Annotated in this window: 11 protein-coding genes; 8 read left to right on the top strand and 3 right to left on the bottom strand. The window is 68.7% G+C overall.

Annotated features, from left to right (window positions below; translation table 11 throughout):
- Positions 1-341 precede the first annotated feature (341 nt).
- From LE190_RS12705 to LE190_RS12715, 3 genes are all read left to right on the top strand, one after another.
- Positions 342-1,112: a gamma-glutamyl-gamma-aminobutyrate hydrolase family protein gene (locus LE190_RS12705; protein ID WP_225239048.1), complete on the top strand. Its 771-nt coding sequence runs from the start codon at positions 342-344 to the stop codon at positions 1,110-1,112.
- A 139-nt stretch (positions 1,113-1,251) separates the two neighbouring features.
- Positions 1,252-2,622, top strand: coding sequence for a glutamine synthetase family protein (locus tag LE190_RS12710; RefSeq protein ID WP_225239049.1), 1,371 nt, complete (start codon positions 1,252-1,254; stop codon positions 2,620-2,622).
- A gap of 43 nt (positions 2,623-2,665) precedes the next feature.
- Positions 2,666-4,120 carry an aspartate aminotransferase family protein gene (locus LE190_RS12715; protein ID WP_225239050.1) on the top strand — a complete coding sequence of 485 codons (1,455 nt, stop codon included), beginning with the start codon at positions 2,666-2,668 and terminating at the stop codon, positions 4,118-4,120.
- 17 nt (positions 4,121-4,137) lie between these two features.
- Here the strand turns inward: LE190_RS12715 and LE190_RS12720 are convergent, their stop codons facing one another.
- The 3 genes from LE190_RS12720 to LE190_RS12730 form a co-directional block, all read right to left on the bottom strand.
- Positions 4,138-4,602, bottom strand: a complete 465-nt coding sequence (locus LE190_RS12720; RefSeq protein ID WP_225239051.1) for a hypothetical protein — start codon at positions 4,600-4,602, stop codon at positions 4,138-4,140.
- A 16-nt stretch (positions 4,603-4,618) separates the two neighbouring features.
- Positions 4,619-5,332 (bottom strand): hypothetical protein, encoded by a 714-nt coding sequence (locus LE190_RS12725; protein ID WP_225239052.1) that lies wholly within the window; start codon positions 5,330-5,332, stop codon positions 4,619-4,621.
- Between the two features lie 84 nt (positions 5,333-5,416).
- On the bottom strand, positions 5,417-6,877 hold the full coding sequence (locus LE190_RS12730) for a high affinity choline transporter 1 (protein ID WP_225239053.1): 1,461 nt from the start codon (positions 6,875-6,877) through the stop codon (positions 5,417-5,419).
- 129 nt (positions 6,878-7,006) lie between these two features.
- Between LE190_RS12730 and LE190_RS12735 the strand changes: the two genes are divergently transcribed.
- The 5 genes from LE190_RS12735 to LE190_RS12755 all read left to right on the top strand — a co-directional run bounded on the left by LE190_RS12735 (position 7,007) and on the right by LE190_RS12755 (position 15,426).
- The gene (locus tag LE190_RS12735) at positions 7,007-8,494 is read left to right on the top strand and encodes an aldehyde dehydrogenase (protein WP_225239054.1); all 1,488 of its coding nucleotides are present in this window, start codon (positions 7,007-7,009) and stop codon (positions 8,492-8,494) included.
- Positions 8,495-8,603: 109 nt separating this feature from the next.
- Positions 8,604-11,102 carry a PAS domain-containing protein gene (locus tag LE190_RS12740; protein WP_225239055.1) on the top strand — a complete coding sequence of 833 codons (2,499 nt, stop codon included), beginning with the start codon at positions 8,604-8,606 and terminating at the stop codon, positions 11,100-11,102.
- Positions 11,103-11,116: 14 nt separating this feature from the next.
- On the top strand, positions 11,117-11,605 hold the full coding sequence (locus LE190_RS12745; RefSeq protein WP_225239056.1) for a response regulator: 489 nt from the start codon (positions 11,117-11,119) through the stop codon (positions 11,603-11,605).
- A 10-nt stretch (positions 11,606-11,615) separates the two neighbouring features.
- Positions 11,616-13,103 (top strand): sensor histidine kinase, encoded by a 1,488-nt coding sequence (locus LE190_RS12750; protein WP_225239057.1) that lies wholly within the window; start codon positions 11,616-11,618, stop codon positions 13,101-13,103.
- Entirely contained in the window at positions 13,096-15,426 is a 2,331-nt protein-coding gene (locus LE190_RS12755; RefSeq protein WP_225239058.1) for a hybrid sensor histidine kinase/response regulator, read from the top strand. The genes LE190_RS12750 and LE190_RS12755 overlap by 8 nt, the downstream gene beginning before the upstream one ends.
- The last annotated feature ends 8 nt before the right edge of the window (positions 15,427-15,434 follow it).

Here is a 15,434-nt window from a genome sequence, read left to right on the forward strand (position 1 = left end):
CAGCGCATGCCGGCTGCCAGTATTCGCCTGGCGGCCCGCTTGCCGTGTTTTCCTCCCCGGCCATGCCCATCGGCGCACAAGGCCGACCCACCGTGTGTGAAAGATTATTTCATTTTTATCGAAATAATGAAATAATCTTTCACGCCTGCCCGGCTACCGTGTTGGCATGCCGCTCCAGTTGCCGTTATGCTTTTGCTATGGAATGCGTTTTCGGGCCATGCGGCTGGACGCGCATCCTCTGCGTTGCGCCACGCCGCACCGGCGCATCCGTCCTGAACAGTATCCGCGCCCGGACCGGCATGCTACACCCTGGTTTCGCGCGCCACGACAAGGTAGAGCCCATGCGTCCCATCGTCATCGTCCCCGCCTGCACCCGTGATTTCGGCGAGCATCCGTATCACGCCGCCCAGTACAAGTATGTTGACGCCGTCGTCCTCGGTGCCGATTGCGCGCCGATGATCCTGCCTTCGCTCGGCGCCGCGCTCGACCTGGAAACGGTGCTCGCCCTGTGCGACGGCATCATGCTGACCGGCTCGGCCTCCAACGTCCATCCCAGCTACTATTCGGAAGAGGTGCTCGACCCCACGCTGCCGCAGGACCCGGCGCGCGACCAGACCACGCTGCCGCTGATCCGCGAGGCGGTGCGGCGCGGCATCCCGATCATCGCGATCTGCCGCGGCTTCCAGGAGATGAACGTGGCCCTGGGCGGCAGCCTGCACCAGGCGGTGCAGGCGGTGGCCGGCAAGTTCGACCACCGCGAGAACCCGGAACTCGGCATGGACGAGCAGTACGGCGACGCCCACAATGTCCGCATCACCCCCGGCGGCTGCCTGGAGCGCATGCTTGGCCAGTCCGAGATCCCCGTGAACTCGCTGCACGGCCAGGGCGTCAACGAACTCGCGCCCGGCCTGCGCGTCGAAGCGGTGGCGGAGGACGGCCTGGTCGAAGCCTTTTCGGTCGCCACCGCGCCCGGCTTCACGCTGGCACTGCAGTGGCATCCGGAATGGCGCATCCAGCACAACCCGTATTCGATGAAGATGTTCGGCGCCTTCGGCGACGCCTGCCGCGCCTACCAGGCGCGCAAGGGCACACGTGACCGGAGTTCCGCATGAACAGGCTTGCCGCGCACCTGGGCGCCACCGCCAGGCCGTCGCGGGCCGGCGCCGTTCCATAGCTGAACTGCCCCATGTGCGCGGCGCATCCGGCCAGGCCGGACTTGCGCCTCCTTCCGAACCAGACACGAGGCAAATCATGGCAATCCGCGACAATTTTTCTTACACCGACATGGAGGAGTGGCTCAACGCGAAACGGGTCACCGAGATCGAATGCCTGGTCCCCGACCTGACCGGCGTGGCCCGGGGCAAGATCCTTCCCCGCATCAAGTTCACCGAAGACCGCGGCATGCGCATCCCCGAAGTGGTGCTGGGCATGACCGTCACCGGCAACACCCCGGAGCGCGACGATTCCTACAACCGCGCCATTGCCGCCACCGACCGCGACATGATCCTGAAGGCCGACCCGACCACCATCACCATGGTGCCATGGGCGGTCGATCCCACCGCGCAGGTGATCCACGACTGCTATTTCGCCGATGGCCAACTGGTCGACTTCGCCCCGCGCAGCGTGCTGCGGCGCGTGCTGGGCCTGTATGCGAAGAAAGGCTGGAAGCCGGTGGTGGCGCCCGAGCTCGAGTTCTACCTCACGGCCAAGAACATCGATCCGAATCTGCCGCTGTCCTCGCCGGTCGGCCGCAGCGGCCGCGCCGAGACCAGCCGCCAGGTGTACAGCATCGACGCCGTCAACGAGTTCGACCCGCTGTTCGAGGACATCTACGACTACTGCGAGCTGATGAGCCTCGATGTCGACACCCTGATCCACGAGATCGGCGCCGGCCAGATGGAGATCAACTTCCTGCACGGCGACCCGCTCGGCCTGGCCGACAAGGTGTTCTACTTCAAGCGCACCCTGCGCGAGGCCGCGCTCAAGCACGAGATGTACGCCACCTTCATGGCCAAGCCGATGGCCAACGAACCGGGATCGGCGATGCACGTGCACCAGAGTGTGGTCGACCTGGAAACCGGCCACAACATCTTCAGCAACCCGGACGGCAGCGCGGCGCCATCGTTCCGCCACTACATCGGCGGCCTGCAGCGCTACATGCCGTCTGCGATGGCGATCGTCGCGCCCTACGTGAACTCGTACCGCCGCATCGTGCGCCACACGGCGGCGCCGATCAACCTGCAGTGGGGCATGGACAACCGCACCGTGGGCTTCCGGGTGCCGGTGTCCGGCGCCCAGGACCGGCGCGTCGAAAACCGCGTGATCGGTGCCGACGCCAATCCCTACCTGGCGCTGGCGGTCACCCTGGCCTGCGGCTACCTCGGCATGCAGGACGCGGTGGAGCCGAGCCAGATGGTGGAGGGCAGCGCCTACGACATGCCGGTCGAGCTGCCGCAGGGCCTGTCGGAGGCGATCACGCTGCTGCGCCGCGAGGACCGCCTGCGCGACGTGCTGGGCGAACGTTTCATCGACGTCTACTCCGCGGTGAAGGACCTCGAGCACCAGGAGTTCATGCGCGTGATCAGCCCGTGGGAGCGCGAGCACCTGCTGCTGCACGTTTGAGGAAAGGCGCCCGTTCCGGGCCACGCGAGAATGGGAGCCGATCATGAACATCACTACCCCGCTTGCTTCGCTGCGCACCGGCGCGCCGGAGACAGCCGCAGCGCCCGAGACCTTCGACACCCGCGAGCTGCAGCGGCTCGACAGTGCGCACTACCTGCATCCGTTCACCGACCACGCCGCGCTGCGTGCGCGCGGCGCGCGCGTGATCGTGCGCGGCGACGGCATCTACCTGTGGGATTCGGAGGGCAAGCGGATCATCGACGGCATGGCCGGCCTGTGGTGCGTGAACGTCGGCTACGGCCGTGCCAGCATCGCCGATGCCGTCCATGCGCAGCTGTTGCAGCTGCCCTTCTATAACAGCTTCTTCAACACCACCAACGTGCCGGCTTTGCGGCTGGCCGCGCTGCTGGCCGAACTGTCCCCGGGCGCCGCCTTCCAGCACGTGTTCTTCACCGGCAGCGGCTCGGAAGCGAACGACACCGTGCTGCGCATGGTGCGCCGCTACTGGCAGCTCGCCGGGCAGCCGCAGCGCGACATCCTGATCGGCCGCCGCAACGGCTACCACGGCTCCACCGTGGCCGCGGCTTCGCTTGGCGGCATGGCCGGCATGCATGCGCAGGGCGGCTTGCCGATTCCCGGCATCCACCACATCGGCCAGCCCAGCTATGCCGAGGGCGGGCGCGGCATGAGCGAGGCCGCCTTCGGCCTGGCGGCAGCCGGCTGGCTCGAGGACAAGATCCTGGAACTGGGACCGGAACGGGTGGCCGCCTTCATCGGCGAACCGGTGCAGGGCGCGGGCGGCGTGATCATCCCGCCCGCCACCTACTGGCCCGAAATCCGGCGCATCTGCGACAAGTATGGCATCTTGCTGGTATCGGACGAAGTGATCTGCGGCTTCGGGCGCCTGGGGCGCTGGTTCGGCTGCGAGCTGATGGGCTTCCAGCCGGACCTGATCGCGTTTGCCAAGGGCGTCACCTCGGGCTATGTCCCGCTGGGCGGGGTGCTGGTGGGGGCGCGCGTGGCGCAGCTGCTGGCCGAGCAGGGCGGCGAGTTCCAGCACGGCTTCACCTATTCCGGCCATCCGGCCGCCTGCGCGGCGGCGCTGGAGAACATCCGCATCCTGCGCGCCGAAGGCCTGGTGGAACGGGTGGCCCAGGAAACGGGACCTTACCTGAAGGCCTGCTTCGCGGCCCTGGCCACGCATCCGCTGGTGGGGCATGCCGAGACCTGCGGCCTGGCGGCGGCGCTGACCCTGGTGCGCGGCAAGGGCGCCGGCGTGCACGACTGCGCACCGTTCGCGCCGCAGCAGGCGGTGGGCATGCTGTGCCGGAAGCACATGTTCGAGAACGGCATCATCATGCGCGCGGTGGGCGAGCGCATGATCGTGGCGCCGCCGCTATCGATCACCACTGCGCAGATCGACGAGATGGCGGAGCGGATCCGCGCCTGCCTCGACCTGACCCTGGACGAGGTGACAGCGCGCGGCTGGATGGCCTGAGCCGGGCCGGGCCCGCGCTACGCTTGCGGCAGCGGGCGCCCGCGCAGCCGGAAACGCCTGCGCAGCCCGAAGGGCCGCGCTACCCCTTTCGGATCGCAGAAGGGCAGGGCCAGGGCGTCGTTCTCGAGCAGCTGCAGTTCCCAGGCGATGCCGCCGATGAAGGAAAAGCGCAGGCTGTCGGGCGGCGCCAGCACCAGGTCCGCGAAGTGGCCGGTACTGTACATGGCGCCCAGCCTGGCGCAGTCGAGCAGGCGCCAGCCGGCGTCGAACAGGTAGATGCGCAGGCTGTCCTCGAAGGGAATCGCATCGGTGACGAACAGCAGGAAGCAGCCCTTCCACTGCAGCGCCGCTTCCAGCACCTCGCCGGTCACGATCTGTCCGGTGTCGCGGCCACCGGCAAGGATGGCGCTGCGCGCGAGCCGCTGCTCCGACCACGGACTGGCCAGGCGCAGGGACACATCGGTGGCATCGAGCAGGTACACGGCGTGCGGATCTTTTTCAAAGAAGGCTGATGCCGAAGGCGCTCAGGGCGCCACCCACGAAGGCGCCCACGCTGACGCACACGGGCGCGCCGGGACCGCATGCCAGTCCGGCCAGCGCCCCGCCCGCGATGCCGCCGCCGATGCCGGCCCCGGTCAGGGCCAGTTCCCGCGTGGCGGTGGCCGTCCTGTCGGCGGAGGTGGCGATGCTGTAGGCGGACAGGGCCAGCGACAGCAGGAGCAGGCCGCGCCCCGCATACGACAGGCGCGCCATCGCGCGCGTCACCGCCGGATTCGACTTGCCGGCGGACGCCACGATATTCGCATAGATCGCGTTCTTCTGCGACGCGGGTAGCGTGGAAAACGTGGCGTGCGGGCCATGCAGGCGCCGGGTCTGGCTGGCGACCAGTTCGTTCAGCGAATACCCCTGCGACTTGAGCTGCTGGGCCATCGAGCGCCCCACGGGCGTGCTGCGGCTGCGTACCACTTCCATGATCAGGTTGCGCGTCTGCTGCGCTTCCTGGGCCGCCTGCTGCCAGGTGAGCTTGCCGGCCAGCGCCTCGCTGCGCAAGCCATCGGCCATCTTCCGGATTTCGCGGGCATAGGCCGCCCGCGCATGGGCATCGATGCCCAGGTGCGCGCCCAGGTTGGCAAGCTGCGCTTCCAGTGATTGGATCGCGGCTTCGAAGGCGATGCGATCCGCTGGGGCGGGGTGTCGGTCCGGCTGTGCCATGGCATGTCCTCGCGTAGGGTGGAGGCATGCAGCGTAGCCGAGGCCGCCGGACGGCGGCTTGCGCGGGCGTAAGCGCGCGCCGCGTCAGGCGCTCGCGGCGATGTGCCTGGTCGGCTCGCCGCCGTTCCTGAACAGCTGTGGCGCCAGCGAGCCGGCGAACATGCCGGCGAAGGCCGCCACCAGCCCCGCCAGCTGGCCCGGGAAGTGCTCGCCCCAGGTGGTCACGCCCTCGAAGAACAGCAGCCACACCACGATGCCCGCCGCGATCGAGACGATCGCGCCCTGGGTGGTGGCGCGCTTCCAGTACAGGCCCATCACCAGCGGCACGAAGGCGCCCACCAGCGTGACCTGGTAGGCGCTCGACACCAGCTCGTAGATCGAGGTGCCTTCCATGGCGATCGCATACAGCAGCACCATGGTCGCGAAGATCACGATGGTGATGCGCATCGCGAGCAGGCGCTGCCTGTCGTTCATGCCGGGCTTCAGGTTCTGCAGGATGTTCTCGACGAAGCTGGTCGACGGCGCCAGCAGGGTGGCCGAGGAGGTGCTCTTGATGGCCGACAGCAGGGCGCCGAAGAACAGGATCTGCATCACCAGCGGCATCTTGGTCATGATGAAGGTCGGCAGCAGGCGTTGGTAGTCGTTCTGGGCGATTTCCATCGCCGAATTGCCCATCACGACCACGGCCGCGGCGACGATGAACATCGGCACGAAGGCGAACAGGATGTAGCTGGCGCCGCCGATCACGGCGCCGGTGCGCGCGGTCGGGGCGTCCTTGGCCGACATCACGCGCTGGAACACGTCCTGCTGCGGGATGGAGCCGAACATCATGGTCACGGCCGCGCCCACGAAGAAGGCGATGTCGGTGAAGCTGGGCTCCGGCAGCACGCGCCACAGGTCGGCCTGCTGGGCCATCGCCAGTACCTTGTCGGCGCCGCCGGCCAAGTCGGCCGCGAACACGGCGATGATGCTCATGCCGACCACCAGCACGATCATCTGGACGAAGTCGGTGATCGCCACCGCCAGGAAGCCGCCCACCACCACGTAGATCAGCACGGCCAGGGTGCCGACCAGCATGCCCGTGGCGGGCGACATCGCGCCATTCGTCAGCACCGTGAACACCAGGCCCAGCGCGGTGATCTGCGCCGCCACCCAGCCCAGGTAGCTCAGGATGATCGCCAGCGAGCAGAAGATCTCGATGCCCTTGCCGTAGCGCTGGCGGTAGTAGTCGCCGATGGTGAGCAGATTGAGCTTGTAAAGCTTCGAGGCGAAGAACAGGCCGACGAGAATGAGGCACATGCCGGCCCCGAACGGATCCTCGATGATGGCGTTCAGGCCGCCCTGCACGAACTTGGCCGGCACGCCCATCACGGTCTCGGCGCCGAACCAGGTGGCGAAGGTGGTGGTGATCACCATGACGAGCGGCAGGCTGCGGCCGGCCACGGCGAAGTCGGCGGTATTCTTGATCCGCGTGCCCGCCCACATCCCCAGTGCCAGCGTGCCGAGCAGGTAAAGCGCGACGAAAACGATCAGGGTGGTATTCATGCGGTGGCGGCTCCGGGCAGGAAGAATTATCGGGCGGAAAATCCGCGATTATAAAGGCAGAATTCGACCGTTGGATCAACTTTGCTAGTATTTGGGGCCGAGTGTTGTTCAACAGGGAAGGAAACCGGTATGTCGACTCCATCATGGCATGAACGGGCCGCCAAACTGGCCATTGACGGCCGGGCGTTCATCGACGGATGTCGGGTCGATGCGCGTTCCGGCGCCCGTTTCGATTGTCTTTCTCCCATCGACGGCCGCCGGCTGGCCGAGGTCGCGCGCTGCGACGGCCAGGACGCCGACGCCGCCGTGGCAAGCGCCCGCAGGGCTTTCGAGGACGGCCGCTGGAGCGGCATGGCACCGGCCGCGCGCAAGCGGGTGCTGATCCGCTTCGCCGACCTGATGCTGGCGCACCGCGACGAGCTGGCCCTGCTGGAAACCCTCGACATGGGTAAACCCATCCGCTACAGCCTGAGCGTGGACGTGCAGCTGGCCCAGAACTGCATCCGCTGGTATGGCGAGGCGATCGACAAGATCTACGACCAGGTGGCTCCCACCGGCGCGGACAGCCTGGCCCTGGTCACGCGCGAACCGGTCGGCGTGGTCGCGGCGGTCATCCCCTGGAACTACCCGATGCTGATGGCGGCCTGGAAGATCGGCCCGGCATTAGCAAGCGGCAACAGCCTGGTCCTGAAGCCGTCGGAAAAGGCGCCCTTGAGCTGCCTGCGCCTGGCCGAGCTGGCGCTGGAGGCGGGCGTGCCGCCGGGCGTGTTCAACGTCCTGCCCGGCTATGGCAACGAGGCCGGCAGCGCGCTCGGCCTGCACCTGGACGTCGACTGCATCGCCTTCACCGGCTCGACCCGGGTCGGCAAGCAGATCGTGCAGATGGCGGGACAATCGAACCTGAAACGCGCCTGGACCGAACTGGGTGGCAAATCCGCCAACATCGTCTGCGCCGACTGTCCCGACCTCGATGCCGCGGTGGAAAGCGCGATCGGGTCGATCTACTTCAACCAGGGCGAGAGCTGCAACGCGCCCTCGCGCCTGTTCGTCGAAGCGTCGATCAACGAGGCGTTCCTGGAAAAAGCGCTGGCGCTGGTCCCGCGTTACGCCCCGGGCGACCCGCTGGACGAGCAAACCGTCATGGGCGCCATCGTCGACCCGGTCCAGATGAAGACGGTGCTCGGCTATATCGAAGACGGCAAGGCGGCCGGTGCGCGCCTGCTCGCGGGCGGCCGCGCGGCCAGGCAGGACAGCGGCGGCCTGTACATCGAGCCGACCCTGTTCGACGGCGTCGAGCCCGGGATGCGCATCGCGCGCGAGGAAATCTTCGGGCCGGTGCTGTCGGTGCTGTCGTTCACTGATCTCGACGAGGCCGTGCGGCAGGCCAACGCCACGCCCTACGGCCTGGCGGCGGCGGTGTGGACGGCCGACATCAGCAAGGCGATCCGCACCTCGCGCGCGCTGCGCGCCGGCACGGTGCACGTCAACCAGTACGACAACGACGACATCACGGTGCCCTTCGGCGGTTATAAACAGTCGGGCAACGGGCGCGACAAGTCGCTGCATGCGTTTGACAAGTACACGGAGCTCAAGACCACCTGGATCCAGGTGGGGTGAGCCATGCCTCTTCTGTAGCGCGGCCGGGCGGGCCGCTCGTGTATGCTAGCCTGAACGCCATCCCGTCACCGCCCGGCCGGACCAGCCTCACCGGCAGGGGATGTTTTCCATGAAAAAACTCAAGCTGCGCGGGCCCGTCACGATCGCCACCATCGTCAGCCTGCTGGTCCTGAACATCGCCCTCAGCGTGCTGGCCCGCGGCATCCAGAACCAGTCGGAGTCCTGGCGGTGGGTGGTCCATACCCGCGAAGTCCTGGAACACGTGCAGGCGGCCCTGACGCTGACCAGCGAAGCGGAAGCCGCCCAGCGCGGCTTCCTGCTGACCGGTAACGACAACTTCGTGGCCGGCTACCGGCAGGCCCGCGACGCCGTACTGCCCGAGGTCCAGGAATTGCGCGCACTGATTCTCGACAACCCGCGACAGCAGGTGGCGATGCGGTCTTTCGAGGACGCGGTGCGCAGGCGCCTGGACCTGCTCGAGCGTGTCATGCAGGAACGGCGCGCCGGGCGCCCGGTCGAGCTGGCGGCGCTGGAGTCGGGGCATGCGCTCAAGCAGCGGATCCTGGCGCAGGCGCAGCTGATCCGAACCGAGGAACAGCGCCTGCTGCAGGTGCGGCAGCGGCACGTGGAGGAGGGGCGCCGCGAGCTGATCACGGCCTTTGCGATCACCGCCGGCGTGGCCGGACTGCTGGTGGTCATGCTGTGGGTGATCTCGTCGCGGGACGCGGCGCGCCTGCTGGCCGAACGCGCGCGGCTCGACGCGACGCTGCGCAGTATCGGCGACGGCGTGATCGCGACCGACCCGCAGGGCAATGTCAGCCTGATGAACCGGGTGGCGGAAGAACTGACTGGCACGCCCGAGGCGCGCGGCGTCGGCATGCGGCTGGAGCAGGTGCTGCGCTTTCGCGACCGCGGCAGCGGCGGGCCGGTCGACCTGGACCAGGCCATCGCGGACGGCGGCGAACACGTGGTGCTGGCATCCGGCAACGGACGCGAATACGCCACCGAACTGAGTGCCGCGCCGATCGAACCGCAGGGAGACATGGCCGCGGGCGAGGTGCTGGTGTTGCGCGACGTCAGCGAGCGCAATGCGCGCGCCCGCGCCCTGGCCGAGTCGGAAGCCAACTACCGCTACACGATCGAGCTCAACCCGCAGATACCGTGGCGGGCCTCGCCCGGCGGCGCGTTCGAGCGCATTTCGGATCGCTGGCTGTCGCTCACGGGACAGGCGCGCGAGGCCGTCCTCGGCGCCGGCTGGTCGAGCGCCGTCGTCGACGAGGACCGTCCGGCGATGATGCAGGCCTGGGCGCATGCGGTGGACAGCGGGGAACCGTTCGACGTCGAGTTCCGCATCCGCGACGCCGCCAGGCAGGTGCGCTGGATGCGCTCGCGTGCCAACCCGCGCCGCGCCGACACGGGCGCCGTCGTGGCCTGGTACGGCCTGATCGAAGACATCCACGCGCGCAAGGAGTCCGAGCTGGCGCTCGGCAGCAGGCTGGCCCAGATCGAAACCATCTACCGCGCCGTTCCGGTCGGCCTCGGCCTGGTCGGCGCCGACCTGCGCCTGGCCGAACTCAACGATGCGCTGGCGGAAGTGAGCGGCATGTCCAAGAGCGCCATCGTGGGCCGGGCGCCGGCGGAGGTCTTGCCGGCGTCGATGGGAGAACGGGTCGGCCAGGTGCTGGAGCAGGTCCGGCGCGAGCGCCGCCAGGTCGCCGGCGTCGAGTTCGGCAGTCCGGGGACGGATGCGGCGGCGCAGCGCGACTGGCTGGCCAGCTGCTATCCGGTGCTGGATGGAAGCGCGCTGCAAGGCATCGTCGTCGCCCTGCTCGAAGTCACGCAGATCAAGGCCGCCCAGCGTGAGCTGATCGAAGCCAACCAGCTGCTCGAACAGCGGGTCGAGGAGCGCACCGAACGGATCGCCGAGGCCAATGCCGAGCTGCGCGCCTTCGCCCACACGGTGGCGCACGACCTGCGCGCGCCGCTGCGCAACGTCGAAGGATTCGCCACCGCCCTGCTCGAGGACGAGGGCGAGCGCATGTCCGCGGAGGGCAGGATGTTCGCGGACCGCATCGTGGCCGCCGTGGTGCGCATGGACCGCCTGATCACCGACCTGCTGGCCTACAGCCGCCTGTCGCGCGCCGAACTGCAGCTGGAGCGCGTCGACCTCGGGGCCGTCGTGAAAACCGCCCTGCGCGACCTGGAGGCCGAGATCGGCGCGAGCGGCGCACAGCTCGACATCGCCTGGCCGCTGCCGGCGGTGCGCGGGAATGCTACCATCCTGGCCCAGGTCGTCGGCAACCTCGTGTCGAACGCCATCAAGTTCGTCGACCGCGGCGTGGTGCCGCGCATCGAGATCGCGGGAAGGCGCGACGGTGCGGTAGCGCGCCTCTCGATCGGCGATAATGGCATCGGCATCGCGCCGGAACACCGCGAGCATGTGTTCGGGGTGTTCGAGCGCCTCCACGGCCACGAGCGCTATCCGGGCACCGGCATCGGCCTGGCGATCGTCAGGAAAGGCCTCGAACGCATGGACGGCAAGGTGGCGATCCTGGATCGGGAGGGCGGCGGGACCACCTTCGAGCTGGCCCTGCAGGCAGCCGACTGAACAAGGAGCATGGAATGGAAATCGTGAACCACGAGGACGACGGCGCCGGCCTGCCGCTGATCCTGCTGGTGGAAGACAACCCGGACGATGTGCTGCTGGCGCGCCGCGCCATCAAGAAGGCCGCGCTGGCGGTGGCGCTGCAGGTCGTCCACGACGGCGACGAAGCCGTGGCCTACCTCGACGGCAGCGGGCATTTCGGCGACCGCGGGCGCCATCCGCTCCCGGCCCTGGTGCTGCTCGACCTGAAACTGCCCAAGCGCTCCGGCCTGGCGGTCTTGCGCTGGATACGCAGCCAGCCCGCGCTGGCCACGACGCCCGTGGTCGTGCTGACCTCGTCGAGCGAGGACGAGGACATCCAGAAGGCCTATGCGCTGGGCGCCAATTCCTACCTCCTGAAGCCGGTGGCCTTCCACGGCCTGGTCCAGCTGCTCGGCGTGCTCGACCTGTACTGGTTCCGGAACAACCTGAGCGTGCCGCCGCCAGCCCTCGGCGCGTGGCAATGAAACACGTACCATGACACTGAACATACTGCTGCTCGACGATAACCCGGATGACCGCGCCCTGGCGCGCTGCGAGCTCGAACGCAACCTGCCGGGTTGCGCCATCGGCGAGGCCGGCGACCGTGCGGCCTGGGAGCGCGAGCTCCAGTCCGGCCTGCGCGTCGACATCGTGATCACCGATTTCCAGATGCGCTGGGTGACCGGCCTGGACATCCTCAAGCAAGTCAAGGCCTTCGATGCGCAACTGCCGGTCATCATGTTCACCGCCACCGGGACGCAGGAGATCGCGGTCGAGGCGATGAAGCTCGGGCTCGACGACTACGTCATCAAGAGCCCGCGCCACTATGCGCGCCTGCCGGTCGCGGTGCGCACCTGCCTGGACCGCAAGGAGATCCGGGCCCGCGCCATCCGCTCCGAAACCCGGCTGGCGGCCCTGCTGGAGAACATCCAGCTCGGCGTGTTCCGCATGTCGCTCGACGGCAGGCTCGAGGAAGCCAACCGCGCCTTCTGGACCATGCTCGGCGGCGATCCCAGCGCGCCGGACTCGCTGCGCCATCCGCTGCTGGACCAGGTCGCGGGCCGCTTGCCGCAGCTGCAGGCGGTGTCCGACGCCGCCGAACTGCAGGCCGAACTGGGCGCCAGCGACGAGGCCGGGCGCTTCTACGTCGTCAAGCTGGTGCGGGTGAAGGTCAACGGCCACGACGCCATCGACGGCATCGTCGAAGACGCCACGTCGCTGCGCCGCGCCGGCGCCGAGATCCACCGCCTCAACGCCGAGCTGGAACAGCGCATCGTCGAGCGCACCCGCCAGCTGCAGGAAGCCAACGAAGCCCTGGAGACCTTCGGCTTCTCGGTCTCGCACGACCTGCGCGAGCCGCTGCGCACCATCCAGGGCTACGCGGCGGCGCTGCGCCAGGACCTGTCGGCCCGGGACTTCGGCAACTTTGAGCAATACGTCGACCGGATCAACGCGATTGCCCGCCGCATCGACCTGATGGTGTCCGACCTGCTCGAGTTCGCGCGCCTGTCGCGCGCCGAGATCTGCACCGACCTCCTGCCGCTGCGCGACGTGGTGAACGATGCGGGCGCAAGCCTGCAGGGCGAGCCGGCCTACCAGGCGGCCGACATCCAGGTCGACGTCCCCGAGGACCTGATGGTGCGCGCCCACCGCGCGGTGCTGGTGCAGGCCCTCGCCAACCTGCTCGCCAATGCCGTCAAGTTCGTGCGGCCGGACACCCATGCCGCGGTGCAGGTCGTGGCGCGCGCCCATGGACGCACGGTGCGCATCGAGGTGCAGGACAACGGCATCGGCATGGCCGACGAGGCCAGGGCGCGCGTGTTCAACGTGTTCGAGCGCCTGCACGGCGAAGAGGAATACCCGGGCACCGGCATCGGCCTGGCGATCGTCAAGAAAGGCGTCGAGCGCATGAACGGCAGCGTCGGCGTCGAGGCCGCGCCGGGCGTCGGATCGAATTTCTGGATCGAGTTGCCCAATGCCTGAGCAAGTTTTCAACCCGGGGCCGTTGCGGGTCCTGCTCATCGACGACAATCCCGACGACCGCGCCCTGGTCGAGCGCGAGCTGCGGCTGCGCATCGAACAGGTCGAGGTGCGCCACATCAGCGACGCCGCGGCGCTGGCCGAGGCGCTCGCCGCCGGCGGCTTCGAGGTGGCGGTCACGGACTACCGGCTGCGCTGGACGGTCGGCACCGAGGTCCTGCGCGAGATCAAGGCGCGTTATCCGGAGGTGCCGGTCATCATGTTCACCGGCAGCGGCAACGAGGAAGTCGCCGTCGATGCCATGAAAGAGGGCCTGGACGACTACATCACCAAGACGCCCAAGCACTATCCGCGCGTGCCGTTCGCCGTGCTGGCCTGCTTCGAGCGGGTGAGCAACCGCGCCAGGCTGCAGGCATCATGGGCGCGCGAATCGCTGGCCAAGGCGCGCCTCGAGGTCGCGCTGCAGTCCGCGGGCATGGCGACCTGGCAGGCCGACCTGGCCAGCGGACAGCTGTCCTGCTCCGACGACGCGGGCCCGATGTTCGGCCACCCGCCCGGCTTCGTGCATGCCGACCCGGCGCAGGCGTTGGCCCAGGTGCATCCCGAGGACGTCGCCCGGCTGCACGCCCTCTGGGACAGCGTCCTGGACGGGACCAGCCGCGTCGCCGCCGAGTTCCGTGTGCTCGGCGCGGACGGCGAGCTGCGCTGGCTCGCCGGCAGCGCCAAGCTGCTGCAGCATGACGGCAGCCGGGCGCGCCTGGTCATCGGCACGCTGCGCGACGTGACCGCCGAGGTGATGGCGAAGGAGGCGCAGCGCAAGCAGCGCGAAGAGCTGCAGACCATCATCGACGTGCTGCCGGTCGGTATCGCGATCAGCCGCGACGCCGCGGCGCAGAACATCGCCATCACGCCGTACTTTTCCGCGCTGCTCGGCGTCGGCCACGGCAACGGATACGACCGGATCGACACGGGCGAGCGCCCCTACCGCTACCTGCGCGCCGGGCAAGCCCTCGAGCCGGCCGACTGGCCGATGCGGGTGGCGGCGCGGCTCGGCAAACCGGTGCGCGGCGAGGAGCTCGACGTGCAGTTCCACGACGGACGTTCGCTCACCATGCTGGTCAATGCGGCGCCGCTGTTCGACGCGCAGGGACGCGTGCGCGGGGCGGTCGCGGCGGTCATGGACGTCACCGGGCTGAAGGACGTCCAGCGCGAACTGGAGAAAGCGAACCGCCAGAAAAGCGAGTTCCTGTCGGTGCTGGCGCACGAGCTGCGCAATCCGATGGCCGCGATCGGCTACTCGGTCGAGATGCTGCGTCATGCGAGCGCGCCGGCCGCCATCGGCAAGGCGCGCGAGGTCATCACGCGCCAGACCCGCCACATGAGCCGCCTGCTCGACGACCTGCTCGACCTGAGCCGCATCACCCTCAACCGCGTCGTGCTCGACAGCCATCCGGTCGACTTGCGGCGCAGCATCGAGCTGGCCCATGAAAGCACGCGGGCGCTGATCGAGTCGCTCGGCCACGACATCCGGTTCGAGCTGCCGGGCGCGGCCATCATGGTGCAGGGCGACGAGGTCCGGCTGACCCAGGTGATCAGCAATGTCCTCAACAATGCCGCCAAGTTCACGCCCCCACGCGGCACCATCACGGTGCGTGCCGCCAGCGAGGAAGGGCGGGCGGTGGTCGTGGTCAGCGACACCGGCGCCGGGATCGCGCAGGACCAGCTCGATGCCGTGTTCGACATGTTCTCGCAGGGGAAATCGAAGGTCAGCGGCGGCACCGAAGGACTGGGCATCGGCCTGGCGGTGGTGCGCAAGCTGGTCGACCTGCACGGTGGCACGGTGCTGGTCTCCAGCGAAGGCAGCGGACGCGGCACCACGGTGCGCATCGAACTGCCGTGCATCGGCCCCGGCCCCGCCGAGGAGCAGCCCCCAGCCGGCGCCGGCGTGGCGGCCAACACGCACCTGCGGCTGCTGGTTGCCGACGACAACGTCGACGCCGCCGACCTGCTGGGCGAGGTGCTGCGCCTGGAGGGATACACGGTCCAGGTGGCCTATGACGGCAGGCAGGCCATGCAGATGGCCGAGCAATGGCGGCCGGACGCGCTGGTGCTCGATATCGGCATGCCGCACGCGAACGGCATCGAGGTGGCGCGCTGGGTGCGGGCGCAGGACTGGGGCGGGAAGGTGGCGCTGGTCGCCGTGACGGGCTGGGGCCAGCAGCAGGACCGCAGCGCCACGCTGGAGGCGGGTTTCGACGACCACCTGGTCAAACCGGTCAGCCCGCAGGACGTCGTGGCGGCCGTCGGCAGGCACCTGGCCCGCTGAGGGCGCGT

It is taken from the genome of Massilia hydrophila (assembly GCF_020208145.1).
Taxonomy (GTDB): domain Bacteria; phylum Pseudomonadota; class Gammaproteobacteria; order Burkholderiales; family Burkholderiaceae_D; genus Telluria; species Telluria hydrophila.

Excerpts from the sequence above, each read along its gene's own strand:
- LE190_RS12705 (WP_225239048.1), top strand. The coding sequence starts at position 342 with ATGCGTCCCATCGTCATCGTCCCCGCCTGCACCCGTGATTTCGGCGAG.
- LE190_RS12710 (WP_225239049.1), top strand. The coding sequence starts at position 1,252 with ATGGCAATCCGCGACAATTTTTCTTACACCGACATGGAGGAGTGGCTC.
- LE190_RS12715 (WP_225239050.1), top strand. The coding sequence starts at position 2,666 with ATGAACATCACTACCCCGCTTGCTTCGCTGCGCACCGGCGCGCCGGAG.
- LE190_RS12725 (WP_225239052.1), bottom strand. The coding sequence starts at position 5,332 with ATGGCACAGCCGGACCGACACCCCGCCCCAGCGGATCGCATCGCCTTC.
- LE190_RS12730 (WP_225239053.1), bottom strand. The coding sequence starts at position 6,877 with ATGAATACCACCCTGATCGTTTTCGTCGCGCTTTACCTGCTCGGCACG.
- LE190_RS12735 (WP_225239054.1), top strand. The coding sequence starts at position 7,007 with ATGTCGACTCCATCATGGCATGAACGGGCCGCCAAACTGGCCATTGAC.
- LE190_RS12740 (WP_225239055.1), top strand. The coding sequence starts at position 8,604 with ATGAAAAAACTCAAGCTGCGCGGGCCCGTCACGATCGCCACCATCGTC.
- LE190_RS12745 (WP_225239056.1), top strand. The coding sequence starts at position 11,117 with ATGGAAATCGTGAACCACGAGGACGACGGCGCCGGCCTGCCGCTGATC.
- LE190_RS12750 (WP_225239057.1), top strand. The coding sequence starts at position 11,616 with ATGACACTGAACATACTGCTGCTCGACGATAACCCGGATGACCGCGCC.
- LE190_RS12755 (WP_225239058.1), top strand. The coding sequence starts at position 13,096 with ATGCCTGAGCAAGTTTTCAACCCGGGGCCGTTGCGGGTCCTGCTCATC.